The organism is Granulicella sp. WH15 (genome assembly GCF_009914315.1).
GTDB lineage: Bacteria > Acidobacteriota > Terriglobia > Terriglobales > Acidobacteriaceae > Edaphobacter.
Genome location: NZ_CP042596.1, coordinates 142750 through 163979, shown reverse-complemented (window position 1 = coordinate 163979; position 21230 = coordinate 142750). Strand labels below are relative to the sequence as shown.

General features: G+C 64.5%; 16 protein-coding genes. 9 read left to right on the top strand and 7 right to left on the bottom strand.

What is annotated here, in order from left to right; translation table 11 throughout:
• Positions 1-20 precede the first annotated feature (20 nt).
• Positions 21-2150 carry a thioredoxin domain-containing protein gene (locus tag FTO74_RS19595; RefSeq protein ID WP_255462420.1) on the top strand — a complete coding sequence of 710 codons (2130 nt, stop codon included), beginning with the start codon at positions 21-23 and terminating at the stop codon, positions 2148-2150.
• A 178-nt stretch (positions 2151-2328) separates the two neighbouring features.
• On the opposite strand, the gene FTO74_RS00685 is transcribed toward FTO74_RS19595, so the two are convergent.
• On the bottom strand, positions 2329-3543 hold the full coding sequence (locus FTO74_RS00685) for a glycine C-acetyltransferase (protein WP_162536424.1): 1215 nt from the start codon (positions 3541-3543) through the stop codon (positions 2329-2331).
• A gap of 143 nt (positions 3544-3686) precedes the next feature.
• Here FTO74_RS00685 and FTO74_RS00680 point away from each other — a divergent pair, with 143 nt between their 5' ends.
• A complete protein-coding gene (locus FTO74_RS00680) occupies positions 3687-4643 on the top strand; it encodes a hypothetical protein (protein ID WP_162536423.1) in 957 nt (318 codons plus the stop codon).
• A gap of 339 nt (positions 4644-4982) precedes the next feature.
• Here the strand turns inward: FTO74_RS00680 and miaA are convergent, their stop codons facing one another.
• Positions 4983-5897 carry a tRNA (adenosine(37)-N6)-dimethylallyltransferase MiaA gene (gene miaA, locus FTO74_RS00675; RefSeq protein ID WP_162536422.1) on the bottom strand — a complete coding sequence of 305 codons (915 nt, stop codon included), beginning with the start codon at positions 5895-5897 and terminating at the stop codon, positions 4983-4985.
• 233 nt (positions 5898-6130) lie between these two features.
• Between miaA and FTO74_RS00670 the strand changes: the two genes are divergently transcribed.
• A complete protein-coding gene (locus FTO74_RS00670) occupies positions 6131-8149 on the top strand; it encodes a fused MFS/spermidine synthase (protein ID WP_162536421.1) in 2019 nt (672 codons plus the stop codon).
• A 150-nt stretch (positions 8150-8299) separates the two neighbouring features.
• On the top strand, positions 8300-9550 hold the full coding sequence (locus tag FTO74_RS00665; RefSeq protein ID WP_162536420.1) for a glycosyl hydrolase family 28 protein: 1251 nt from the start codon (positions 8300-8302) through the stop codon (positions 9548-9550).
• Between the two features lie 133 nt (positions 9551-9683).
• Here the strand turns inward: FTO74_RS00665 and FTO74_RS00660 are convergent, their stop codons facing one another.
• The 4 genes from FTO74_RS00660 to FTO74_RS00645 form a co-directional block, all read right to left on the bottom strand.
• Positions 9684-11291 carry a hypothetical protein gene (locus tag FTO74_RS00660; protein ID WP_162536419.1) on the bottom strand — a complete coding sequence of 536 codons (1608 nt, stop codon included), beginning with the start codon at positions 11289-11291 and terminating at the stop codon, positions 9684-9686.
• A gap of 110 nt (positions 11292-11401) precedes the next feature.
• Positions 11402-12193: a DUF3050 domain-containing protein gene (locus tag FTO74_RS00655; RefSeq protein WP_162536418.1), complete on the bottom strand. Its 792-nt coding sequence runs from the start codon at positions 12191-12193 to the stop codon at positions 11402-11404.
• The gene (locus tag FTO74_RS00650) at positions 12190-12627 is read right to left on the bottom strand and encodes a DUF971 domain-containing protein (RefSeq protein ID WP_162536417.1); all 438 of its coding nucleotides are present in this window, start codon (positions 12625-12627) and stop codon (positions 12190-12192) included. Before FTO74_RS00650 ends, FTO74_RS00655 begins: the two co-directional genes overlap by 4 nt.
• Positions 12628-12640: 13 nt before the next feature.
• Positions 12641-13432, bottom strand: a complete 792-nt coding sequence (locus tag FTO74_RS00645; RefSeq protein ID WP_162536416.1) for a sulfite exporter TauE/SafE family protein — start codon at positions 13430-13432, stop codon at positions 12641-12643.
• Positions 13433-13556: 124 nt separating this feature from the next.
• On the opposite strand from FTO74_RS00645, the gene FTO74_RS00640 reads away from it, so the two are divergent.
• A complete protein-coding gene (locus FTO74_RS00640) occupies positions 13557-14336 on the top strand; it encodes a C4-type zinc ribbon domain-containing protein (RefSeq protein ID WP_162536415.1) in 780 nt (259 codons plus the stop codon).
• Positions 14333-14875, top strand: a complete 543-nt coding sequence (locus FTO74_RS00635; protein ID WP_345933853.1) for a 5'-3'-deoxyribonucleotidase — start codon at positions 14333-14335, stop codon at positions 14873-14875. The genes FTO74_RS00640 and FTO74_RS00635 overlap by 4 nt, the downstream gene beginning before the upstream one ends.
• Before the next feature lie 12 nt (positions 14876-14887).
• Here FTO74_RS00635 and FTO74_RS00630 read toward each other — a convergent pair whose 3' ends face one another.
• Complete coding sequence (locus tag FTO74_RS00630) at positions 14888-15304, bottom strand: DUF2251 domain-containing protein (protein ID WP_162536414.1); 417 nt, start codon at positions 15302-15304, stop codon at positions 14888-14890.
• 81 nt (positions 15305-15385) lie between these two features.
• Between FTO74_RS00630 and FTO74_RS00625 the strand changes: the two genes are divergently transcribed.
• The 3 genes from FTO74_RS00625 (at position 15386) to FTO74_RS00615 (ending at position 21010) form a co-directional block, all read left to right on the top strand.
• Positions 15386-16594 carry a hypothetical protein gene (locus tag FTO74_RS00625; RefSeq protein ID WP_162536413.1) on the top strand — a complete coding sequence of 403 codons (1209 nt, stop codon included), beginning with the start codon at positions 15386-15388 and terminating at the stop codon, positions 16592-16594.
• A 367-nt stretch (positions 16595-16961) separates the two neighbouring features.
• A complete protein-coding gene (locus FTO74_RS00620; protein WP_162536412.1) occupies positions 16962-18713 on the top strand; it encodes a L,D-transpeptidase family protein in 1752 nt (583 codons plus the stop codon).
• Between the two features lie 17 nt (positions 18714-18730).
• Positions 18731-21010: a TonB-dependent receptor gene (locus FTO74_RS00615; RefSeq protein ID WP_162536411.1), complete on the top strand. Its 2280-nt coding sequence runs from the start codon at positions 18731-18733 to the stop codon at positions 21008-21010.
• The last annotated feature ends 220 nt before the right edge of the window (positions 21011-21230 follow it).

The window sequence follows — 21230 nt, the reverse complement described above, 5'->3', positions numbered from 1 at the left end:
TGCATGAGATAATCGAGGCTGTGTCCGTTCTCTTTCAGCCGCGCCCGATCCTCCTCAAATCCCTCGGGATCTGTCTCTTCGCCTTAACGTTGACCGGCATCGGCTGCCACGCGCAGCCCCCCGCCAACGGCCTCTCCCCCGAACTGGCCCGCCGCGTCGAGGTTCTGGTGCGGCAGAAGACCAACGTGCCGCCCGAGTACGTCATGACCATCGGCGCGAAGTCCAAGAGCCCGGTCCCCGGCTACGACCAGATTGCTGTGACCTTCAGCGACGGCCAGAACTCCAGCAAGCCGATCCCGTTCCTCATCTCGAACGACGGCAAGACCCTGGCGCAGTTCAACACCTTCGACATTAGCCGCGACCCCAAGACGCTGGTCTCCGAGGCCGGTCGCCCCGCGCGCGGCGGCCCGATCAACGCCCCGGTCACCATCGTCGAGTTTGACGACCTGGAGTGCCCGTACTGCGCCAAGATGCACGCGCAGCTCTTCCCGGCGCTGCTCGAGCGTTACAAGGATCAGGTCCACATCGTCTACCGCGACTTCCCCCTGAGCCAGCACCCCTGGGCGATGCACGCGGCGGTGGACAGCTACTGCCTGGCGGCCCAGAGCCCGACCGGCTACTGGAACCTGGTCGACTACGTGCACGCGCACGCAGGAGAGATGGGCGGCGAGCAGAAGAGCCTGGTCAAGGCCAACGAGACACTGGACACACTGACGCTCGAAGAGGGCAAGCGGCAGAAGATCGACAGCGCCAAGCTGGCGGCGTGCGTGCAGAAACAGGATGACGCCCCGATCAAGGACTCCATGCAGGTCGCCGAAGGGCTTGGAGTGGACTCCACCCCGGCCCTGTTCATCAACGGCGAAAAGCTGGAGGGCGCGGTGCCGATGGAGTATCTCTACCGGATGATCGACGGCGCGCTGACGGCTCAGGGGCTGACGCCTCCACCGGCCCCGGTGGCCCGGCTCCTACTCCCACTCCGAAGGCTAATGGTGGAAATTAAGATGGATCGAATCAACAGCAGGATCTGGAGTTCGATGACGACGAACGGCAACATGAATAATATTGTGACTTCTTCTGTTACAACCTCCCCCTCGCGGCGCATGGCTCATAGTGTAGCGGGCAGCCTGTTACTGGTACTCGCAGCCGGCATGACGGGCTGCAAGCAGAGCCACAACGCCGATGTTGTCGCGACCGTCAACGGCCACGCCATCATGCGCGCCGAGATGGACAAGATGTACAAGGAGCAGCTCGGCGACGCGCAGCACCAGCAGGAGCCTACGCCCGAGCAGGCCGATTCTCTGCGGCTTGGCGTGCTCAAGGATCTGGTCGACGAGGAGATCGTGCAGCAGCGCGCGGCCAAGATGAACCTGACCGCGACTCCCGAAGAGGTGGACGCGAAGCTCGCCGAGATGAAGGCTCCGTACAGCGAAGAGCAGTTCCAGCAGCGGCTGCAGGCCAGCAACCACACGCTGGACGAGGTGAAGCGCGACCTTCGCCGCACCCTCACGATCAACAAGCTGCTGAACAAGGAGATCAACTCCAAGATCACGGTCTCGGACGCGGACATCACCGGCTACTACAACGCGCACAAGAGCGAGTTCAACAACATCGAGACGCAGTACCACCTGGCGCAGATCCTGGTGACCAGCTCGCCCGCAGCCAACCCCGGCAACCTGCAGGGCAACAAGGCCACCAACGACGCGGAGGCCAAGAAGAAGATCCAGGCGCTGCGTAATCGTGTGGATAGCGGCGAGGACTTCGGTTCGCTGGCGATGAACTTCTCGGAGAATCCGCAGACCTCTTCGAGCGGCGGTGACATGGGTTCCATCTCGGAGTCGCAGCTACGCTCGAACCCGGAGGTCTTCAACGCGGTGAGCAAGCTGAAGGTGGGCCAGGTGACGGATATCATGCCGTTCCCCGATCCAAGCGATCCGAAGAAACCGGGTGGATATGCGATCTTCCAGCTCATCGGGCGCGAGCCTGCGGGGCAACACAGCGTAAGCGAGCCGCAGATTCAGCAGCGGATTCGGCAGGGATTGCGCGATGCGCGGTCGCAGCTCCTGAAGGGTGCGTACTTCGAGATGCTGCGCGATCAGTCCAAAGTAGAGAACTTCTTCGCCGAACAAATCTTCAAGAACGGCGCTCACTAGTACTTCGTACCGTTCTCGGGGCGGTATGGGTGAATAATCTTCTGAGGTCCTCCCGTTGGTCGGAAGCAGACATTTTCTGCTTCCGACCAGCGGGAGGATCTTTACTCTTTGAGTCATCGAGACAAGTGTGAAAGTCACGAAGTGACCGCCCCGCGCGCAGCGGGCCCGTCCGGCAGGACTAAAGTATTGCCATCCTCTTAGCAGTGCTCGTCAACACCTCAAGCGCCTGATCCAGCTCCGCACGCGTGTGCTCGCTGGTCATGATGATGCGGATGCGCGCCTTACCCTCCGGCACCGTGGGGAACGCAATCCCCGTGGCCATCACGCCCTGCGCAAACAGCTCGCGGCTGAAGTCCATCGTCTTGCGGCCCTCGCCGAGGATGATCGGAATGATCGGCGTCTCGGACGCGGGCGTGCTGCGCCCACCGATATCGAAGCCCGCGTCGGCGAGCTGCTGCTTGAAGTAGCGCGTGTTGTCCCACAGCCGCTCGATACGTTCCGGCTCGTTCTCCAGAATGTCGAAGGCAGCGATACAAGTGGCCGCAACCGATGGCGGATGCGAGGTGCTGAAGAGGAACGGCCGCGCCCGGTGATAGAGGAAGTCGATGAGGTCGCGCGAGCCACACACATACCCGCCCAGCGCGCCGATGGCCTTCGAGAGAGTGCCCACCTGCACATCCACCATGCCGTGCATGTTGAAGTGGTCCACGCTGCCGCGTCCGTTGCGACCCAGCACGCCCGAGGCGTGAGCATCATCGACCATCATGATGGCCCCATACTTCTCGGCCAGCTTCGCGAGCTGATCGACCGGCCCGATATCGCCGTCCATCGAGAAGACGCCGTCAGTGATGATGAGCTTCTTGCCCGGCTCGTTCTCGATCTCCTTGAGCAGCTCCTCGCAGTGGGCCACGTCCTTGTGCCGGAAGACCTTGATCTTGGCCCGCGAGAGCCGTGCGCCGTCGATGATGCTGGCGTGGTTCAGCTCGTCCGAGAGGATGAAGTCTTCCTTGCCCAGAATGCTCGACACCGTGCCCGCGTTGGCGGTAAAGCCCGACTGGAAGACGACGCAGGCTTCGACGTTCTTGAAGGCGGCGATCTTCTCCTCCAGCTCCATGTGGATCTTCATGGTGCCCGCGATGGTCCGCACCGCTCCCGAGCCGACGCCGTGCTCGGTGATGGCGCGGTGCGCGGCCTCTTCGAGCTTGGGGTGGTTGCACAGTCCCAGGTAGTTATTGCTGGCCAGGTTGATGACCTTGCGGCCATCGTAGGTGCAGACGGGGCCCTGTATATCGTCGAGCTGACGGAGCTTGAAGAAGGTGCCGAGACGGCGAAGCTCATCGAGCTGGGCCGTCAGGTGGGCGAGCTGGGGGCGTGCAGAGGTTTGGGCGGACATGGATAAATCGTAAACCTTTTCTTTGCCGGGGTCTCCGAATACCGCACATGGAGCATCACACCATGTGGACAGGCGTGTGCTTATCTCCGCCGCGGGTCCGATAGCAGAAGCAAGGCGAACGCAGCAAAAGAACGAGGACGACCATGATCTCTGTACACAAGCTCTCTTTAGGAACGTTTCACGGCGCGGCCCTGAGCGCGATACTGTTCGGCGCGTGCCTGTTTACGGGCTGCAAGTCGAAGATGGACAAAGCGATCGAGCAGGCGAAGCAGCAGGCCGCGGCCACCGGACAGGCCCAGCAGGTCATCTCCACCGACGACAGCGGTACCACCACCACGACCGTGGTGCAGCCGCCCGCGCCGGGCCAGACGACGCAGCAGGTCACCACGACCACATCCAGCTCGAAGTCCGTCCCGGCGAGCGCGTCGGCACCGCCCGCACCCGCGCCCGGAGCCGCTCCGGTAGTCTCGGCCTATAACGCAGCCCCGGCCGCCAGCCCCGCGCCGCCGATGATGAGCGACGGCTCGAGCGCTCCTCCAGCCCCTGCTCCAGCGCCGAACAGCCCAGTGGTCTCTCCCGTCAACATCCACGTTCCCGCCGGAACCAGCCTGGCGATCCGGATCAACCAGCGCATCAGCGTCAAGACGAGCCGCGCGGGCGAGCGTTTTACCGGTGAGGTCGAAGCCCCGGTCACAGTGGCGGGCAGCGACAGCATCGTCATTCCGCGCGGCACGCACGTCGATGGAGCGATCGTCGAGGCGCATCGTCGCGGGCACTTCAAGGGCCGCTCCATCCTGGAGCTGCGGCTGATTTCGATGACGCTGAACGGCCAGCGTTACGCCCTCAACACGCACGATCTGACCCAGACCAAAAAGGGCAAGGGTAAGCGCTCGGCGGCCTTCATCGGCGGCGGCACGGGGCTGGGGATGCTGATTGGCGGCGTGGCCACGGGCGGGGTTGGGTTGCTGGTCGGCGGCGCGGTTGGTGCGGGCACAGGCACGGCGCTGGGCGGACTGACGGGCAACCGTGACATCGTCATCCCGGCCGAGTCAGTGATGAACTTCCGGCTGGCGGATGATCTGGTGATTCAGCCTTCGTAAGGGGCGTCTTTAAAAGGCAAGAGCAAGGCGCAACGGGGATAAAAGGGGATAAGAGCGGAGCCTTGAGGTCTTTGCTTTTACGCGTAGCGTCCAAGACCGCACGAAGTGCCGCCCGTCCGGCGTGAGGACGTTGTTATTGCCTGTCTTCTTGGTTGTCATTCAGGAGCGAAGCGGGGAATCTGCTTCTGTTCTTGCTGTTGCCTTTGCTTCTGGGGTAGGTCCGGGTTTAATCCGGACGACATAGGGCTTTAGCCCCCGAGGTATGCTTTCTTTCGAATCAGCAAAGGCTGTCCTGCCGGACGGGCCTCCTGCGCGGAGGGCGGGCGTTCACACGCCTTTTTACTGCTTCGCATGCTGCTCCACCAACTCAACCGCCTGCCTCAACACCTCCGGATCATCTCCCGTCCCCTCCAGCCAATGCACTCCCGGCTCCCGCCGAAACCACGTCATCTGCCGCTTGGCATAGTTGCGATGCCCCTGCTGCGCCTGCGCAATCGCCTGATCGAGCGTCAGCTCCCCCCGCAGCACAGCCGAAGCCTCGGCATAGCCCAGCGAAGTCAACGGACGGCTATCGGCCCCATGCCGCGCGATGAGCGCCTCCGTCTCGGCCACCAAGCCCAGATGAAACATCGCCGCCGCCCGCTGGTTGATGCGGTGATACAGCTCCGCACGCGGCGGGTTCAGGCCGATCCGCAGAATACGATAGCCGGTAAGCGCATCGCGGCCCGCCTCCCACTGCTCTGTGATGGGTCGCCGCGCCGCCAGCGAGACCTCGATAGCGCGGATTACCTTGGGCACGTCGTTGCGGTGGATAAGCGCGGCGGCCTTCGGGTCGAGCCGTTCGAGAATCGTGTGCAGCCTCTCAGGCGTGCGCCTGCGCAGCCGTTCGCGCAGGCCGGGATCGGCAGGCGGGGAGGGGAAGAGCCCGTCGATGAGCGCGCGCAGGTAGAGGCCGGTTCCTCCGGCGACGATGGGCAGGTGGCCCCGCTCGGTAATGCCCGCAAGCGACTCGCGGGCGCTGCGGGAGTAGTCTCCGGCGGTGCAGGCGTGTTCGAGGTCGTAGAGGTCGAGCCCGTGATGCGGCACCAGGGCGCGCTCGGCGGGCGTGGGCTTGGCGGTGCCCAGCTCCATGCCGCGATAGACCGCGACGGAGTCGCAGGAGATGATCTCGCCCGCGAAGTGCTGGGCCAGTGCGAGCGAGAGCGCGGTTTTGCCGGAGGCGGTTGCGCCGAGGAGGACGACGAGCGGATTCATAGGGCTAAGAGAAGTCTAGGGCGTATCGGGAGATTATCCAATTACGCGAAGCGTCGAGAACCGCACGAAGTGCCGCCCGCCCGGCGCAAGGGCGTTGTTGTTGTTGCTTCTAACCGGCAAAGACGTGTCCTGCCGGACGGGCCTCCTGCGCGGAGGGCGGGCGTTCACACGCCTTTCTACTGCTTCGCGTTCTCCTCCCTGAGCACCTCGTACAATCTGTGCGAGGTCTGTTCATGTCGGTTTCGCGGCTCCTGTTTGGCGGCGCGGTCTTTGTGGCGTCGTTCCTGCTCTTCCTGGGTGAGCCGATGGCCGCCCGGCAACTGCTCCCGGTCTTTGGCGGCTCGGCCGCGGTCTGGATGACCTGCCTGGTCTTCTTCCAGCTCGTCCTGCTCGGCGGATACCTCTACGCCCACCTCGTCACCCGCGGCTGGACCCGGCACTGGCAGCGGGCCTTGCACCTCGCGCTACTGGCACTCGCCGTGGCATCGGCGCTGGGTTGGGCGATGGGCCTCGCCCCGCTCAACCCGGCAGTGACCCACCCGGTCCTGAGGATCTTCGCCGCACTGAGCCTGCGCATCGGCCTGCCCTTCCTGATGCTCGGCGCGACCTCGCCGCTGCTACAGGTCTGGTGGACACAGGTCGAGCGCAGCCCCATCCCTTACCGCCTCTTCGCGCTCTCGAATCTGGCGTCACTACTGGCTCTGCTGCTGTACCCCAGCCTCATCGAGCCGCACATGACGCTGCGATTTCAGCGTTGGGCCTGGGCCATCGGAGTGGTCGTCTACGCGGCCATGTCGGCACTGCTGGCCCTGCGCACGCCTCTAGCTGAACCCATCCCACAACAAGAGACAACCACCCGAACCCCCTGGCCGCGCCGCCTGCTCTGGTTCCTGCTGCCGCTCGCCGCGTCCATGCAGCTCAGCGCCGTCACCGGCCACCTGACGACCAACATCGCGGCCATCCCGCTGCTCTGGATCGCCCCGCTCGGCGTCTACCTCATCACCTTCATCCTCGCCTTCGAGACGCCGTGGTTCTACCAGCGCCCTATCATGGTGCGTCTGCTGGTAGTGATGCTGGCGGCGCTGGGCTACGTCCTCTCGCACGCGGACGTCTCGTTCCCCATCGGCATCGCCATCCTGTTCTTCCTCGCGGAGCTGTTCTTCGCCTGCCTCTTCTGCCACGCGGAGGCCTACCATCTGCGCCCGCAGGGAACGGCCGAGTCCACCCTCTTCTACCTGATGATCGCGGCCGGTGGCGCGGCCGGATCGTTCCTCATCGGCATCGCGGCCCCACTGGTCTTCTCCTCCAACTACGACGTCTCCATCTCCTTCCTGATAACAGCAATACTCGCTCTGGCAGTTGTATGGCAGGACGGCCGGATGCCCCGCCTGCTCTGGGGAACCGTCAGCATCCTGATGCTGGTGCTGGTCTTCGCCCTGCGCGCCGCCTACGACCGCGGCACGCTACTGGCGACCCGGAACTTCTACGGCAGCCTGCGCGTGAAGGGCGAGATCTCGCAGCACGGCGACCCCACCCGCACCCTGCTGAACGGCAGCATCCGCCACGGGATGCAGATCTTCTCGCCCGCGCTGCGCCGCACGCCGACGACCTACTACGCCGAGGACTCGGGCATCGGCACGGCGCTGGCAGCCTGTTGCTCCACGCGAGCGAGAAACATCGGCGTAGTGGGCCTGGGCGCGGGTACACTAGCCGCGTACGGCCGCCCCGGCGACCGTATGCGCTTCTACGAGATCAACCCGTCGGTCCTGCCCATCGCGCACAACCTGTTCACCTACCTGCGCGAATCCGGCGCGCAGCTCACCTTCGCCGAGGGAGACGCACGCACGTCGCTGGCCGGGGAGCAGCCGCAGGGCTTCGACGTTCTGGTCGTGGACGCCTTCTCGGGCGACGCGATCCCGCTGCACCTGCTCACGGTCGAGGCGATGCGCGTCTATCGTCGGCACCTGGCCCCAGGCGGCGTGCTGGCCTTCCACGTCTCCAACCAGTACCTGGACCTGCCGCCGGAGATCGGCGAATTGGCCACGGCTGCGGGGATGCAGGCCCGCGAGGTCGCCAGCGCGGGCAACGATGCGAAAGGAGAGTTCTCGGCGACGTGGGTGCTGGTCTCTGATGACGCGGCCTTCTTCACACGTCCCGAAGTGGCCGACCGGATCACTCCCATCGAGCCACGCGCCGGGGTGCGCGCCTGGACGGACGACTACTCCAGCCTGTTGAAGGTATTGCGCTGGTGAGGTGAATCAACAACAAAAGCGCCCTGACGCCGGGCGGGCGGCACTTCGTGCGGTTCTCGACGCTGCGCGTAAAAACTATCTCCACGTCAGTGGTCCTACCAGTAGGGTAAGATTCTCCCGAAGCAACTTCACAGGAAAAGAGAAGCTGGAATGAAGCGGAAGAGCGCAGCGCTGGCAGTCGCATTGGGAGCCCTATCGATAGCAGCCAGAGGCCAGGTCATCTGCGACGCGCACACCTACGGCGCCAAGGGCGACGGCGTCACCAAGGACACAGCAGCGATCCAGCGGGCCATCGACACCTGCTCGGCCAAGCACGGAGTCGTGAAGCTAGCCGGAGGCCAATTCGTCAGCGGCCCGCTCACCCTCAAGAGCCACGTCACGCTCGACATTGAAAAGGACGCTGCTCTGCTGGCCTCGGTCGACCGCAGCGACTACAAAGCCGCCACGCTAATGCGCCAGCCCACCATCGAGCCCTTCCTCCACGTCCTCAACGCCGACGAGGTCACCATCTCCGGCGGCGGCCTCATCGACGGCCGCGGCCAGGTCTGGTGGGACTACGTCAAGGGTGTCAAGGACGCGGGCATCCTCGGCAACGACCACCCCCGCCCCATGGGCCTGCTCATCGACCACTCCAAGCACTTCACTATGGAGAACGTCACCTTCCAGAACGCGGGCTTCTGGCAGGTCGTCCCCTACTATTCGGAGTACCTCGTCTTCCGCAACCTGCGCATCCTGGCCCCGCAGCGCGGAGCTCCCAACACCGACGGCATCGACCCCTTCAGCTCCAGCCACATCGTCATCGACCACTACTTCGCCTCGGTCGGCGACGACGATATCGCCATCAAGAGCGGCGCCATCAACTCGCCCGGCCCCGACGCTCCCTCGACCGATATCACCATCACCGACTGCGCCTTCGAGTCCGGCCACGGCCTCTCCATCGGCAGCGAGGTCGCGGGCGGTGTGCAGCACGTCCACGCCGAGCGCATCAGCTTCAAGGGGACCGACCAGGGCATCCGCGTGAAGGCGAACCGCGACCGCGGCGCGGATATCAGCGACCTCAGCTTCAAGAACATCACCATGGACGGCGTGCGAACCTCGATCCTCATCAGCGAGTACTACCCCAAGGTGATGCCCGAGGGCGAGGTCGCGGCGGCTTCCATCGGCCGCCTGACGCCGCACTTCCACGACATCCTCATCGAGAACGTGAAGTCGATCAACAGCGACTGGGCGGGAGTGGTCATCGGCCTGCCGGAGTCGCCAGTCATTGGCCTCACGCTGCGCAATGTTTCGATTGAGGCCACCAAAGCGATGGAAATTGCCTACGCCAAGGTGAAGCTAGAAGGCGTCTCGATCAAACTCGGAACGCACGTAGCGCCCACGGCCACAGTCACCGGCAAGTGAAGCATGGCCTCCCGCTGCTCGCTGCCGACCAGCGGGAGGCCCCTTGCAGATCATTCACCCACACCGCCCCGAGCACCGCACGAAGTGCCGGTCTTTCGAGTACAGCACGAAGTGCCCCGGCGTGAGGGCGCTTTTAGCGGTTGTTTTCAATCATGATTGATCGCGGTGGCCCAACAGCATGATGCTTGTCGAGTGACGCTACGATGCCGCCCCTTAGCGGCGAACCACTCCGCACCAGGAAGCACTCACGATCACCTTCGCCGTAACCCCAGTGCTGGCGCTGGCGATAGAAGGGCGACCCATACGAGAGCAGCCACAGCTCGTATCCCTCCGCACCGCGCACCATGTTGTGCGTCATCTGCTTCCACGAGCGCGTCGAAGACGACGCAGGCCAACTAGGTTTGAGCACGCAGCTATCATCTGGGTCGGGGTGAAAGGCGATCAGGTCGGGGCCGAGCGCGGCTATATCTTCCGCCTGAATGGGGTGCTTGGCGAACTTCGCCGTGTTCAACCCCCACGCATCGTAGGCTACCCAGCCCGAGCCGTAAGTCAGCAGCCCAGCCTCGGTCGTCAGCAGCGAGCCACGCGCAGGAAGCTGCTTCAAATCCTGCGCGATCCCTTGCACATCTTGAAACTGATAATCGCGGAAGGTACGTATTTCGCGCGAAAAGGGAAGACGCAGAAACAGAAGCCATGCCACAACGCCCGCGTATAAAACCATGCGGCGGCGCGCTGTATCCAACTCAGTCCAGCACAACGCAATCACCAGCGCCGAGGCCAGCGGCAGATAGAAGAAGAAGCGGTCGCCCACATTCTGATCGAGTCGCATGGCCCAGAAGAAGAGCGTCGGCAACAGAACCACTGCCACGAGCAGACGACGCAGCCGCGGCGTAAACGGCCGACGCAAGAGCACCGGCAACAGCAGCACAGCATCGAAGAGCAGATACTTCGTGCTCTGCAAAAACGAACGCGCCACCACCAGCCCCAACGCGCGGTGCGTATCGGACTTCACCAGAAACGGCAGCGGAAACAGCTCGCCGAAGTAGTGTGCGCGCCACGCAAAGTACATCAGCCCCGGCAGCACGAACAGGCCCGCAATCACGCCGGCCCGCTTCCACCGTCCAGGCAACAAAGACCCCAGCAGCGGCACCGCAAACACAACCCCATCGGGCCGGAAGAGACAGAGGACAAGCCCTAGCAAAGAAGCTGCGACAACCCATTGCCTCTCCACCGCAAGCACCAGCAGAACCAGCAGCAGGGCATTGGGCAACACCGAAAAACCCGCGCCAGCCGCGAGGATCTGCGGCAGCAGCCCCGCTGCTCCGGCGACGGCAAGAACTCGTAGCGGAGTGATACGAACGCGTCCCAACCGCAGCAGAGCCAGCGCCAACAGCGGCAGCGAGAGGAAGTTCACTATCGCGACAAAGACAAAGGGATCAGCCCCGAGCCTGACGGCCCCGGCGATCAACACCATCCAGGCGAAGTCGGTCGCGCCCTCGGCGTGCGGCCCTCCCGCGTAGTACGTGATTGCGCCGTGATGCGCGAGGTTCTGGCTGTACTGGTAGAGAATGACCGCGTCTTCAGCGGGCAGAAAGAGATGCGGCACCGCCAGCAGCATGACGAGCACAAACACCCCGTAAAGCGCCAGCAGCGCGAGCAGAGACCGATCCAGCCAGCGCCAGCGCGGTGTATCGGGTGCTCCGCTCTCGGCTATCTCTCCACGCATCCGTCCCCATTTCATTCCATACAGTCTAGGGCGTTTTTTGATTGGCTTAGAAGCAACAGCAAAAGCGCCCTGACGCCGGGCGGGCGGCACTTCGTGCGGTTCTCGACGCTGCGCGTATTTCTCTGCTAGGTTTTGCTTCCAATCTCATCCGCAATCGCATCCCACAGCGCAATCCGCGCCTCAACAGCCTCAACCGCCGCTTCCGTCGCCTCGCGCCAGCGAGCCCCATCCTCCCCACACAACTCGGCGATCATCTCCAGCGCCATCGGCCCATGCTCATCGCCATCCACCTCGATATGCCGATCCAGATACCAGCGAAAGAGCGCCAGTCGCCCCTGCAACCGCTGGTCCTGATCGCGGATGAACCCGCGAAACATATCGGGAATCAGGTCCTCACGGCCAAAGGTAAATGCTGCGGCAGTCGCATGAAGCTGCCCACGCTCGATCCTCCGAAAGGTACCCGCAACAAACTTCTGCGCGCCAGCCGATGCACCACTCTGTGCCAACGCATCCTGCCAACCCTTACCCGCCCGCACACCCATCAGCATCGCGTCGATAGCAGTGGTCGAAGCCCCAGCCAGCCGCATCGCCTCCAGATAAATCTCAAAGTGGCTGGCCGCGCGGCCCTCGTACACATCGCTCTCTTCGCCCAGCACAATCTCGTTCACCAGCCGACGGCTGCGCGGAAACTCGCTCGGCAGCCACGGCACATCCACCGAGGTAAGCCCGCGCTGCAGCGTCTTCAGCAGGCTCATAAAATCCCACACCGCGAAGACGTGCGACTGCATGAAGAGACGCAGGTCTTCCACGGTGCGGAAGCTGCGATAGAGCCTGTGCTCGGCCAGCCGCGCATACAGCGGGGCCAGACGCTCTTCCAGCAATGTAACTCCACTTGTTACATATGCGGTCTCGCTCATTCTGCCCTGGTTCCTTTGCAGAGAGTGCACAGGCATACGCGTCGCAGATACTCCCAGCTATAAATGCCGCTCTCGTGCCCGTCGTTCCACTTGAAGCGCAGCGCGTAGCGGCCCACGGGCGTCACCTCAATTGGCCGCGCCGGAGCCTCGTACATCATCAGCAGAGCCTGCGGTTTGGGCTTCGGCTCGCCCGGCTTGCGGCCCGTGTGCTGCCGCTCTTCATTACACGTCGCACAGGGACAGGCATTGCGCAGCCACGCAAAGTTCCACGCGCTCTGGTGCCCGTCCTTCCAGTCGATCTCGACGCCCGTGCCCTCTGACTTCTTCACCCGGACCTTGGCCGGAGTCACTGCCTCGGCGGGCAGCCGGACCTCGTCCGCGCTCTCGCGCCGGGCCTGTTCTTCACTGACGATGCGGATGCCTTCGTGACTCATAGCTCAAGCTCTCTCATGCTTCTTTCCAGAAAAAATACACCGCCATGGCTACGCCGATGACGACCACTACCGCGCGCAGCACGGCAGGATTCATGCGCCGCGTGTAGCGCGCGCCGATGTACCCGCCCGCCGCGGCAAAGACCATCGCGACCAGGCAGTAGTGCCACAAAATAGCGCCCTTCGCAATAAAGGTGAAGATGGCGCAGAGGTTCGACAGGCAAGCTGCCACGACCTTCATCGCGTTCAGCGTGTGCATCTCCTCGATGCCGAAGAGCGCGAGAACCGTCATGATGAGAAACCCGCCGCCCGCGCCGAAGTACCCGACATAGAAGCAGATAGGCAGCAGCCCCAGGAAGAGCGGAATGGGAGAGATCCGCGCATCGTGATGATGCTCCAACTCGCTCTTCTTCGAGCGGTTGCGCAGCCACTTCGAGACCGGCCCGCTGATGCCGAAGAGCACCGCGCCGGTCAGCAGCAGCCACGGGATCAGGTGCATGAAGGTGACCTGCTTCGTATGCAGCAGCACCATCGCCCCCGCGATGCCGCCGGTAATCGAGGCCAGCGCCACCACCGGCATCAGGTCTCGCCGCACATCCCCGCGCAGCGCCGCCAGCGAGGTCAACTGCCCCGGCCACAGCGCGACCGTGTTGGTAGCGTTGGCCTGTATGGGCGGCACTCCCACGCCGAGCATCGCCGGAAATGCGACGAAGGAACCGCCGCCGGCCATCGCGTTCATGACGCCGGCGATAAAGGAGGCCGCCACCAACCAGAGATAGTGCCAGTTCATAGTCAGGGCGGAGAGCATTCTCTTATCATTGTAGCGTTCCGGCTGCGGAGTCGCCGGGGCAGGACTGGCCGAGCGGGCCTGACGGTGCTAGACTCGCTCATCCGGCGGTCTTTTTCGCCTGAGATGGTGTTGTGGAGTGTAGATGCATCCTGATCTAGAGAAGCTGATGGTGCTACAGGGCTACGACCTCGAGGCCAAGCGTCTGCGCGATGAGATGACCGCGCTCCCCCGGCTGGTGGCCACGCTCGAGACGCAGGCCAAAAATACGGCGGGACAACGGGCCGTCGTGCTCGACCTGATCGCGAAGGAAGAGGCGCTGCGCCGCCGCCAGGAGTCGGACGTCAAGGACCTGCAGCAGAAGATCGCACGCGCCCGCCAGAAGGTCGAAAACGCCACCACCACCGTGCAGGTCACCGCGCTCGAGCACGAGATCACCTTCGCCGAGCAGGCCATCTCGAAGCTCGAAGACGCGGAGCTGGAGTCGATGGAGCGCAGCGAAGAGCTTGACGCCCAGAAGCTCGTGGCCGACAAGGCCGTTGCGGACGCCGAGGCCAAGCTGGCCACGGAAAAGCAGCGCGCCACAGAGACCATCGCCGCCGACAAAATCGCGCTGGCCGCCGTCGAAGAGAAGCGCACCGCACAGCGGGCCGAGATCGGCGAAGAGGCGCTCTCGCTCTACGACCGCATCGCCAAGGCCAAGGGAACCGGCATCGCCGAGGCCGTGAACCAACAGTGTTCCGCCTGCCGGATGATGGTTCGGCCCCAGCGCTGGAACGATCTGCGCGACCGCGACAACACCACCGAGATGATGACCTGCGAGAGCTGCGGCCGCCTGCTCTTCTACGACCCCGCGCGCGACTCCCCGCAGCGCAAGGTCGTCGCGGTCGAGAGCATTGCGGCCTCGATCGTGAGGGGCTTGTGAAACGTATCTGTGTCGACATGGATGAGGTGATGGCGGACGCGGTGGCCGAGCATCTCCTCCGCTACAACCGCGATTTCTCCGCCAACCTCACGGTCGCCGACCTGAGCGGCAAGTGGCTCTGGGACGTGGTCGAGGTCGAGCACCACCCCGCGCTCGAGGCCTACCTGCGCTCGGAGGACTTCTTCGCCGTCCTCGACGTCATGCCTGACGCACCGCGCGTCCTCCGCGAGCTACAGAAGAAGTACGAGGTCTTCATCGCCACCGCGGCCATGGAGGTCCCCACCTCGTTCGCAGCCAAGTACCAGTGGCTGGGCCGTCACTTCCCCTTCATCCCAGCCTCGCACATCGTCTTCTGCGGCGACAAGAGCATCCTCAAGGCCGACTACCTGATCGACGATAACCCGCGCCAGTTGCGGCGTTTCACGGGCGAGGGCATCCTCTACCACTCGCACCACAACATCGACGTGACGGATTTCCGCCGCGTCAAGAACTGGCTCGAGGTCGAAGCGCTCTTCCTCGGCTCGGGTGCCGAGCTTTAAATTCACACAACTTTACCGATACAGCTCCGCCTCGAACCGCGCAAAGGCCGCGTCGTTCCAGGCGTGGCTGGCCTTCTGCCACGTATCGCCGTTCTCCTGCATAAAGTTCGGAAAATCCAACCGGCAGTACCCTCGCCGCTGCGCGAAGTCGAACATGCCCTGCGCGGTTCCGTCCAGGTACAGCACGGCCTCAAGCCCGTTGCGGGACCACTCTACCGCGGCCAGCCGCTCGTTCTCGGGGTTCTGCATGGTGCCCACGTTGTAGATCAGCATCGCGTCCATAATCGCGTGCTCCTGGGTCTCCTGCGAGCGGTCGCAGGCGTAAAAGTAGCCCGCAATCCCCTCATCTTCGAAGACAACGGTCCACGGAACGACGGGCGAGTTGGACGAAAGAAAGGCGCGGCCGGGGCGGAAAGAGATCGACTCCATATCCCTCACGATACACTCGGAGGGGCGGCTGTCTCCGCTGCCGCATCCTGATCCCGCTTCACCGGAACCCGAACTCAGCGCATGTCGCGAAAGCTCCCCAGCATCCATATCGGCCGTCCTCAGCAGCTTGCCGCGCTGCTCCTGCTCGTATTCCTCTGCGAGTGCCTCTTCGTCGTCAGCCGCCAGAGCCTCTCGGCCGACGACTACCGCTACGCCCGCTGCGGCCGCGAGATGTGGGAGCGGCCCTCGCCGCTGGCCGGTTACTTCACCACCTGCGGCAACCTGAACGGCGACGGCACCTTCGCCTACCGGGTCGCGGGCCTGCCGCTCACCACGCAGCGCCTCTTCCTGCTCGGCACCGACCTGCTGCGCAAGCCGGAGAACCGCCTCTACACCTCGGGCACGCTCAACGGCTCTACGTGGGAGGCACGGCACGAGCTGGTCGACGTCAAGTACCTGCTGCACCTGCCCTTCCTCTTCTTCGCGCTCTGGCTGGGCGGCGGCGTCTGGTGGGTCTCGCGCCGCCTCTTCGGCAACGAGGGCGGCTTCTTGGCGCTGGGCCTCTACGTCTTCTGCCCGGCCATCGTGCGCAACGCCGTCACGCCCAACAACGAAGTCCTCGCCATGTGGGGGCTGTACGGGCTGGTCTACGCGGCGATGGGCGTCGCCCACGCCATGCAGGGGCCGCGCCACAAGTGGCGGCCGCGCATTGTGCTGCTGACGGTGGCGCTGGGACTCACCGCCGCAGCCCATCTTCTGGCCGCGGGCATCGGCTTCTGCGCCGCCTTCTTCTTCATGTTCTACCTGGCCGAGCGCCGCCGCAGCTACGTCATGCAGATCCTGGTCTACGCGGCTCTGGGCGCGCTGGCCATCGTCTTTGCCTCGTACAGCTTCCGTCCCGCGCCGTTCAGCTACGTCTTCACCGGCGGCGGCGCGCGGTTCTGGTTCTCGCTCGAGGGGGCGCGCCACTTCCTCACCAGCCCGGAGAACCTGCCTCTCTCCGCCGGAGCCGCCGTTGCGCTCTTCCTCTGGATCATGGTCCGCCGCAGCCGCTACTTCGGCAACACCGCGCCGCTGCTGATGATCCTCGTCCTCAGCCCGCTCATCACCACCCAGACGATCAGCCGTCCCTGGCTCTGGGCGCTGCCCTTCCTCTTCACCTTCATCGGCGGAGTCTTCGCGGATGCGCTCGAGACCAAACACCGCCGCCTCTTCCTCGCAGTCACAGGACTATTGCTCATCACGCAAGCATCCCTCTGCCTGGTAAGCCTGCCCGCGCTGGCCCGTTAGCACACGCGCAGCGTCGAGAACCGTACGAAGTACCGCCCGCCCGGCGTTAGGGCGCAGTTGCCGTTGCCTGTTTTCTTGGTTGTCATTCAGGAGCGAAGCGGAGGAATCTGCTTCTGTTTTTGCCGTTTTGCCGTTGCTTCGAAGCCACAAAGGCAAAGGCAAAACCGCCCTAACGCCGGGCGGGCGGCACTTCGTGCGGTTCTCGACGCTGCGCGTACCCCTCACCTCCGCCCCAAATCCGTCGATACATCCCAAAAGACAAGCTAAACTGGTCACCACCTCACTCGCCGCCCCGAATCCTGCATCCTATCGGAACGAAGCGCCTATCAGGAAGAGCTGCAATACCTTACGAAGGGTCTCCCCGCAGATGAAAACCCGTTCCGCCCTGCTGCTTCTCCTCTCCACGGCCCTGGTCCTCGCGCCCATCGGCTGCAAGCGCCACCGCAAGACCACCTCGCAGCCCAACTCCGACGCCTACGCCGACAACCTGAAGCCCCTCGTCGCCGCCAAGAAGATGCAGGTGCTCCACTGGCCCGACTACGCCGACTACCAGCCCCTCGTCCAGACCTTCTACGACGACCGCAACTACGAGATCGCCTGGAGCCGCGACGGCAAGCCCACCCCGGCCGCCGAGGGCTTCATCCAGGCCTTCCAATCCGCCGACACCAAGGGCCTCTTCCCCGAAGACTACGACGCCTCCCGCTGGGCCGAACGCGTCCAGAAGCTCGCCGCCAAAAATGACGACGACATCGTCTCCTACGACGCCGCCATGACCGTCAGCGTGATGCGCTACATCTCCGACCTGCACATCGGCCGCGTCAACCCGACGCACTTCAACTTCGACATCAATGCCCAGCAGAAGAAGTACAATCTGCCCGAGTTCGTCTCCGACCAGGCCGTCGATGCGACGGACATCCCCAAGCTGATCGCCTCGGTCGAGCCCGACTCCGACCTCTACCGCGAGACCGAAACCTCGCTCGTCCACTACCTCGATCTGGCCAAGCAGCAGGACGAGGCTCAGGCCCCGCCGCTGCCGACCGTCCCCAAGGCTCTCGCCCCCGGCCAGAGCTACCCCGCGCTGGACGCCCTCAAGAGCCGCCTCACTCTCGAAGACTACGGCCCCTTCGATACAGAAGACGCAAAGGACACCCCCCACACCTCCACCGTGCTCGACCACGCCGTCTCCGGGGCTCTCAAGACCTACCAGAGCCGCCACGGTATCTCCCCCGACGGAAAGCTCACCCCCGCCACCATCGCCTCGCTCAACGTCCCCCTGCGCGCCCGCTCCCGGCAGCTCGCCGATTCGCTCGAGCGCTGGCGCTGGCTGCCCAACGAGTACCTGAATCCGCGCCTCATGGTGAACCTGCCCGAGTTTGTCCTGCGCGGCTACACGCCCGATCACAAGCAGGACTTCAAGATGAACGTCGTCGTCGGCCAGGTGATGGGCGCGCACCAGACGCCCGTCTTCGCCCACATGATGAAGTACCTCATCTTCCGCCCCTACTGGAACGTGCCCAACTCCATCGTGCGCAAGGAGCTGATGGGGCACATCGCCAAGAGCGGCCTCGGCTACCTGGCCTCGAAGAACTTCGAGGTCACCGACACCAAGGGCAAGGTGCTCACCAGCTACACACCGCACCAGGTGGAGCAGGGCAGCGTGATGGTTCGCGAAAAGCCCGGCCCCCGCAACTCGCTCGGTCTGGTCAAGTTCATGTTCCCTAACGAGTACGACGTCTACCTCCACTCCACCCCGGCACCGCAGCTCTTCGCCCGCTCCCGCCGCGACTTCTCGCACGGCTGCGTCCGTGTCCAGCGGCCCGATGAGCTGGGTGCCTGGGTGCTCGACGGCCAGTCCGACAAGGACGGTCCCTGGGACCTCGAGCGCGTGCAGAACGCCATGAACACCGGGCCGGACAACCACCAGGTCAACCTGAAGAAGCCCCTGCCCATCGTCATCTTCTATGTCACGGCCAACGTCGATGAGAACGGCCAGACCCAGTTCTTCGACGATATTTACGGTTACGATAGGGATCTCGAAGCAGTTCTGGCCAAAGGGATGCCTTACCCCGCGCAGCAGGGCAAGATCAACCCCAGCCAGCACTTTGGAGACACCAACTAAGCGGAGGCAGCTCACGGATGGATCGAGGCGCGAAGGTCGTCTGCATCACCCTGCTGAGCGCGCTGCTGGTCCACACAGGGAAGGCCTTCGCCCAAACCACCATCTCCGGCCGGATCGCCGATGAGACCGGCCGCGCCATCGCCGGAGCCACCCTCACCGCGCTCTGCCCGAGCGGCCCCGTAGCCGTTACCGCAACCCCCGAGGGCGCGTTCACCCTGCCCTGCGCCGACGTGCGCCAGCTCAAGGTCTCCGCCCCCGGCTTCCTCCCCGTCACGCTCGACACCGCCACCACCCGCATCGTCCTCCACCCCGCCGGAGCCTCCGAGCAGATCACGGTCACCAGCGACCGCGCCTCCGACGTCCCCGGCGACACGGCGAAGACCGTCTACACCCTCACCTCCGAGCAGCTCCGCGACTATCCTTCGCTCACGCTGGACGAGGGACTCCGGCAGCACGCCGGATTCCAGCTCTTCCGCCGCTCCTCCTCGCGCGCGGCCAACCCCACCAGCGACGGCGTCTCCCTGCGCGGCCTCGGCTCCACCGCCGTCAGCCGCACCCTGGTGCTCGAAGACGGAGCACCCCTCCTCGACCCCTTCGGCGGCTGGGTTCACTGGAACGAGAACCCGCAGCAGACCATCCGCTCGGCCACCATCGTCACCGGCGGCGGCTCCGACCTCTACGGCTCAAGCGCCCTCGGCGGCGTCATCGACGTGGTGCCCGAGTCGCCCTCCAGCAACTCGGCGGGCAACTCTTTTGAGGCCATGGGCGCGGGCGGCTCGCAGTACACCTCGAACCTCCAGGCCACCGGCTCCCACGCGGGCAGCCACATCGGCGGTCTGCTCGCGGGCGAGTCCCTCCGCACCGGTGGATACCGCAGCGTCGCGCCCGAGCAAGCCGGGCTCATCGACATCAACTCCACCGTCCTCAGCCAGTCCTTCCGGTCTGAGATCGGCCGCCGCGACCTGCCCACCAAGCGCCTCTTCCTCACCGGAAACCTGCTGAACGAGTCCCGCAACAACGGCACCCCGCTCCAGACCAACGCCACCCGCCTCTGGCGTTACCTGGGCGGGTACGACGCGCCCGACAACGGCGTAGCCACGGGCCGCGTCCGCGTCTTCGGCAGCCAGGAGGGCTACCGCCAGAGCTTCACCTCCACCGCCGCCAACCGCAACTCCGAGGCCCTCACCCGCCTGCAACGCGTCCACACGCAGGAGATCGGCTTCACCACCGACACCACCGTGCGTCTCCGCCACGTCGCCGCTGTCTTCGGGGCCGACCTGCGCGACATCCGCGCCGACGACGCCGAGAACCCCGTCTCAAAGAACGTCGCCACGGGCCTGCAGGACACCACGGCCCGCCAGCGTTTCTTCGGCGGCTTCGGCGAGCTGCTGGGCGAGCGAGGCCCCTGGTCGGGAGCCATCTCGCTCCGCGCTGACCGCGCCACGAACCTCGATATCGTCCAGAGCACCTACACCTACGCACCCGCTTCGGCCACCATCGGCGGCCAGCCCAACCGCACCGAGATCGTCCTCAGCCCCCGCGCTGGCCTCGTCCGCAACTTCGGCCAACTGGTCTCGATCCACGCCAGCGGCTTTCGCGCCTTCCGCACCCCGTCGATGAACGAGCTGTACCGCACCGGCCAGGTGGGACAGGCCACCACCCTCGCCAACGCCGCCCTCAGCTCCGAGCGGGGCACGGGCTGGGAGATTGGCACCAAGCTGGCCCGTCCCTCCGGCCTCGCCCGGCTCCAGCTCACCTACTTCTGGACGATCATCAACCACCCTGTCTCCGCGGTGCTGCTCTCGCAGACGGCCACGTCCTCCATCAGCGAGCGCGAGAACCTGGGCCAGATCCGCAGCCGTGGCGTGGAGGCGGCGCTGGACCTGCTGCCGGCGCGCCCTGTCTCGTTCACCATCGGCTACCAGTATGCAGACGCGACGGTGACCAAATTCTCCGCGCAGCCCTCGCTGGTGGGCAACTGGATTCCGCAGGTGCCGCGCCACAGCGCCAGCGCGGCCATGCACGCCTCGCGCCCTCGCCTCGGCGAGCTGACCGTGGCGGCACACTTCAGCGGCACAGCCTATGACGACTCCAGCAACTTCTACTCGCTCAAAAGCTCGTTCCAACTGGACGCCTCGGCCCACCACACGTTGACGCACCGGCTGGACCTCGAGCTGATGGCCCAGAACCTGACCGACCGCCGCGCGCAGGTAGGCCGCACGCCCACGCTGACGCTAGGAACGCCCTTCTACGCGCAGGCCGGGCTGCGTATCCGGTTAGGTCATCTGTCACGCTAGAAAAAGAGCAAGGCGAAACGGGGATAAAAAGGGAAAAAAGGATAAAAGCGGAGCCTTGAAATCTTTGCCTTTACGCGAAGCGTCCAAGAGCGCACGAAGTGTCTCCTGGCCGGCGTTAGGACGTTTTTGCCGTTGCCATTGGCTGTTTTCTTGGTTGTCATTCAGGAGCGAAGCGGAGGAATCTGCTTCTGTCTTTGCTGTTGCTTCTGAGGCAGGTCCG

Bases quoted from the DNA above. Each gene is read 5' to 3' on its own strand.
- FTO74_RS00630 (WP_162536414.1), bottom strand. From the start codon at position 15,304: ATGGAGTCGATCTCTTTCCGCCCCGGCCGCGCCTTTCTTTCGTCCAAC.
- FTO74_RS00625 (WP_162536413.1), top strand. From the start codon at position 15,386: ATGTCGCGAAAGCTCCCCAGCATCCATATCGGCCGTCCTCAGCAGCTT.
- FTO74_RS00620 (WP_162536412.1), top strand. From the start codon at position 16,962: ATGAAAACCCGTTCCGCCCTGCTGCTTCTCCTCTCCACGGCCCTGGTC.
- FTO74_RS00645 (WP_162536416.1), bottom strand. From the start codon at position 13,432: ATGCTCTCCGCCCTGACTATGAACTGGCACTATCTCTGGTTGGTGGCG.
- FTO74_RS00650 (WP_162536417.1), bottom strand. From the start codon at position 12,627: ATGAGTCACGAAGGCATCCGCATCGTCAGTGAAGAACAGGCCCGGCGC.
- FTO74_RS00670 (WP_162536421.1), top strand. From the start codon at position 6,131: ATGTCGGTTTCGCGGCTCCTGTTTGGCGGCGCGGTCTTTGTGGCGTCG.
- FTO74_RS00615 (WP_162536411.1), top strand. From the start codon at position 18,731: ATGGATCGAGGCGCGAAGGTCGTCTGCATCACCCTGCTGAGCGCGCTG.
- miaA (WP_162536422.1), bottom strand. From the start codon at position 5,897: ATGAATCCGCTCGTCGTCCTCCTCGGCGCAACCGCCTCCGGCAAAACC.
- FTO74_RS00640 (WP_162536415.1), top strand. From the start codon at position 13,557: ATGCATCCTGATCTAGAGAAGCTGATGGTGCTACAGGGCTACGACCTC.
- FTO74_RS00680 (WP_162536423.1), top strand. From the start codon at position 3,687: ATGATCTCTGTACACAAGCTCTCTTTAGGAACGTTTCACGGCGCGGCC.
- FTO74_RS00665 (WP_162536420.1), top strand. From the start codon at position 8,300: ATGAAGCGGAAGAGCGCAGCGCTGGCAGTCGCATTGGGAGCCCTATCG.
- FTO74_RS00660 (WP_162536419.1), bottom strand. From the start codon at position 11,291: ATGAAATGGGGACGGATGCGTGGAGAGATAGCCGAGAGCGGAGCACCC.
- FTO74_RS00685 (WP_162536424.1), bottom strand. From the start codon at position 3,543: ATGTCCGCCCAAACCTCTGCACGCCCCCAGCTCGCCCACCTGACGGCC.
- FTO74_RS00655 (WP_162536418.1), bottom strand. From the start codon at position 12,193: ATGAGCGAGACCGCATATGTAACAAGTGGAGTTACATTGCTGGAAGAG.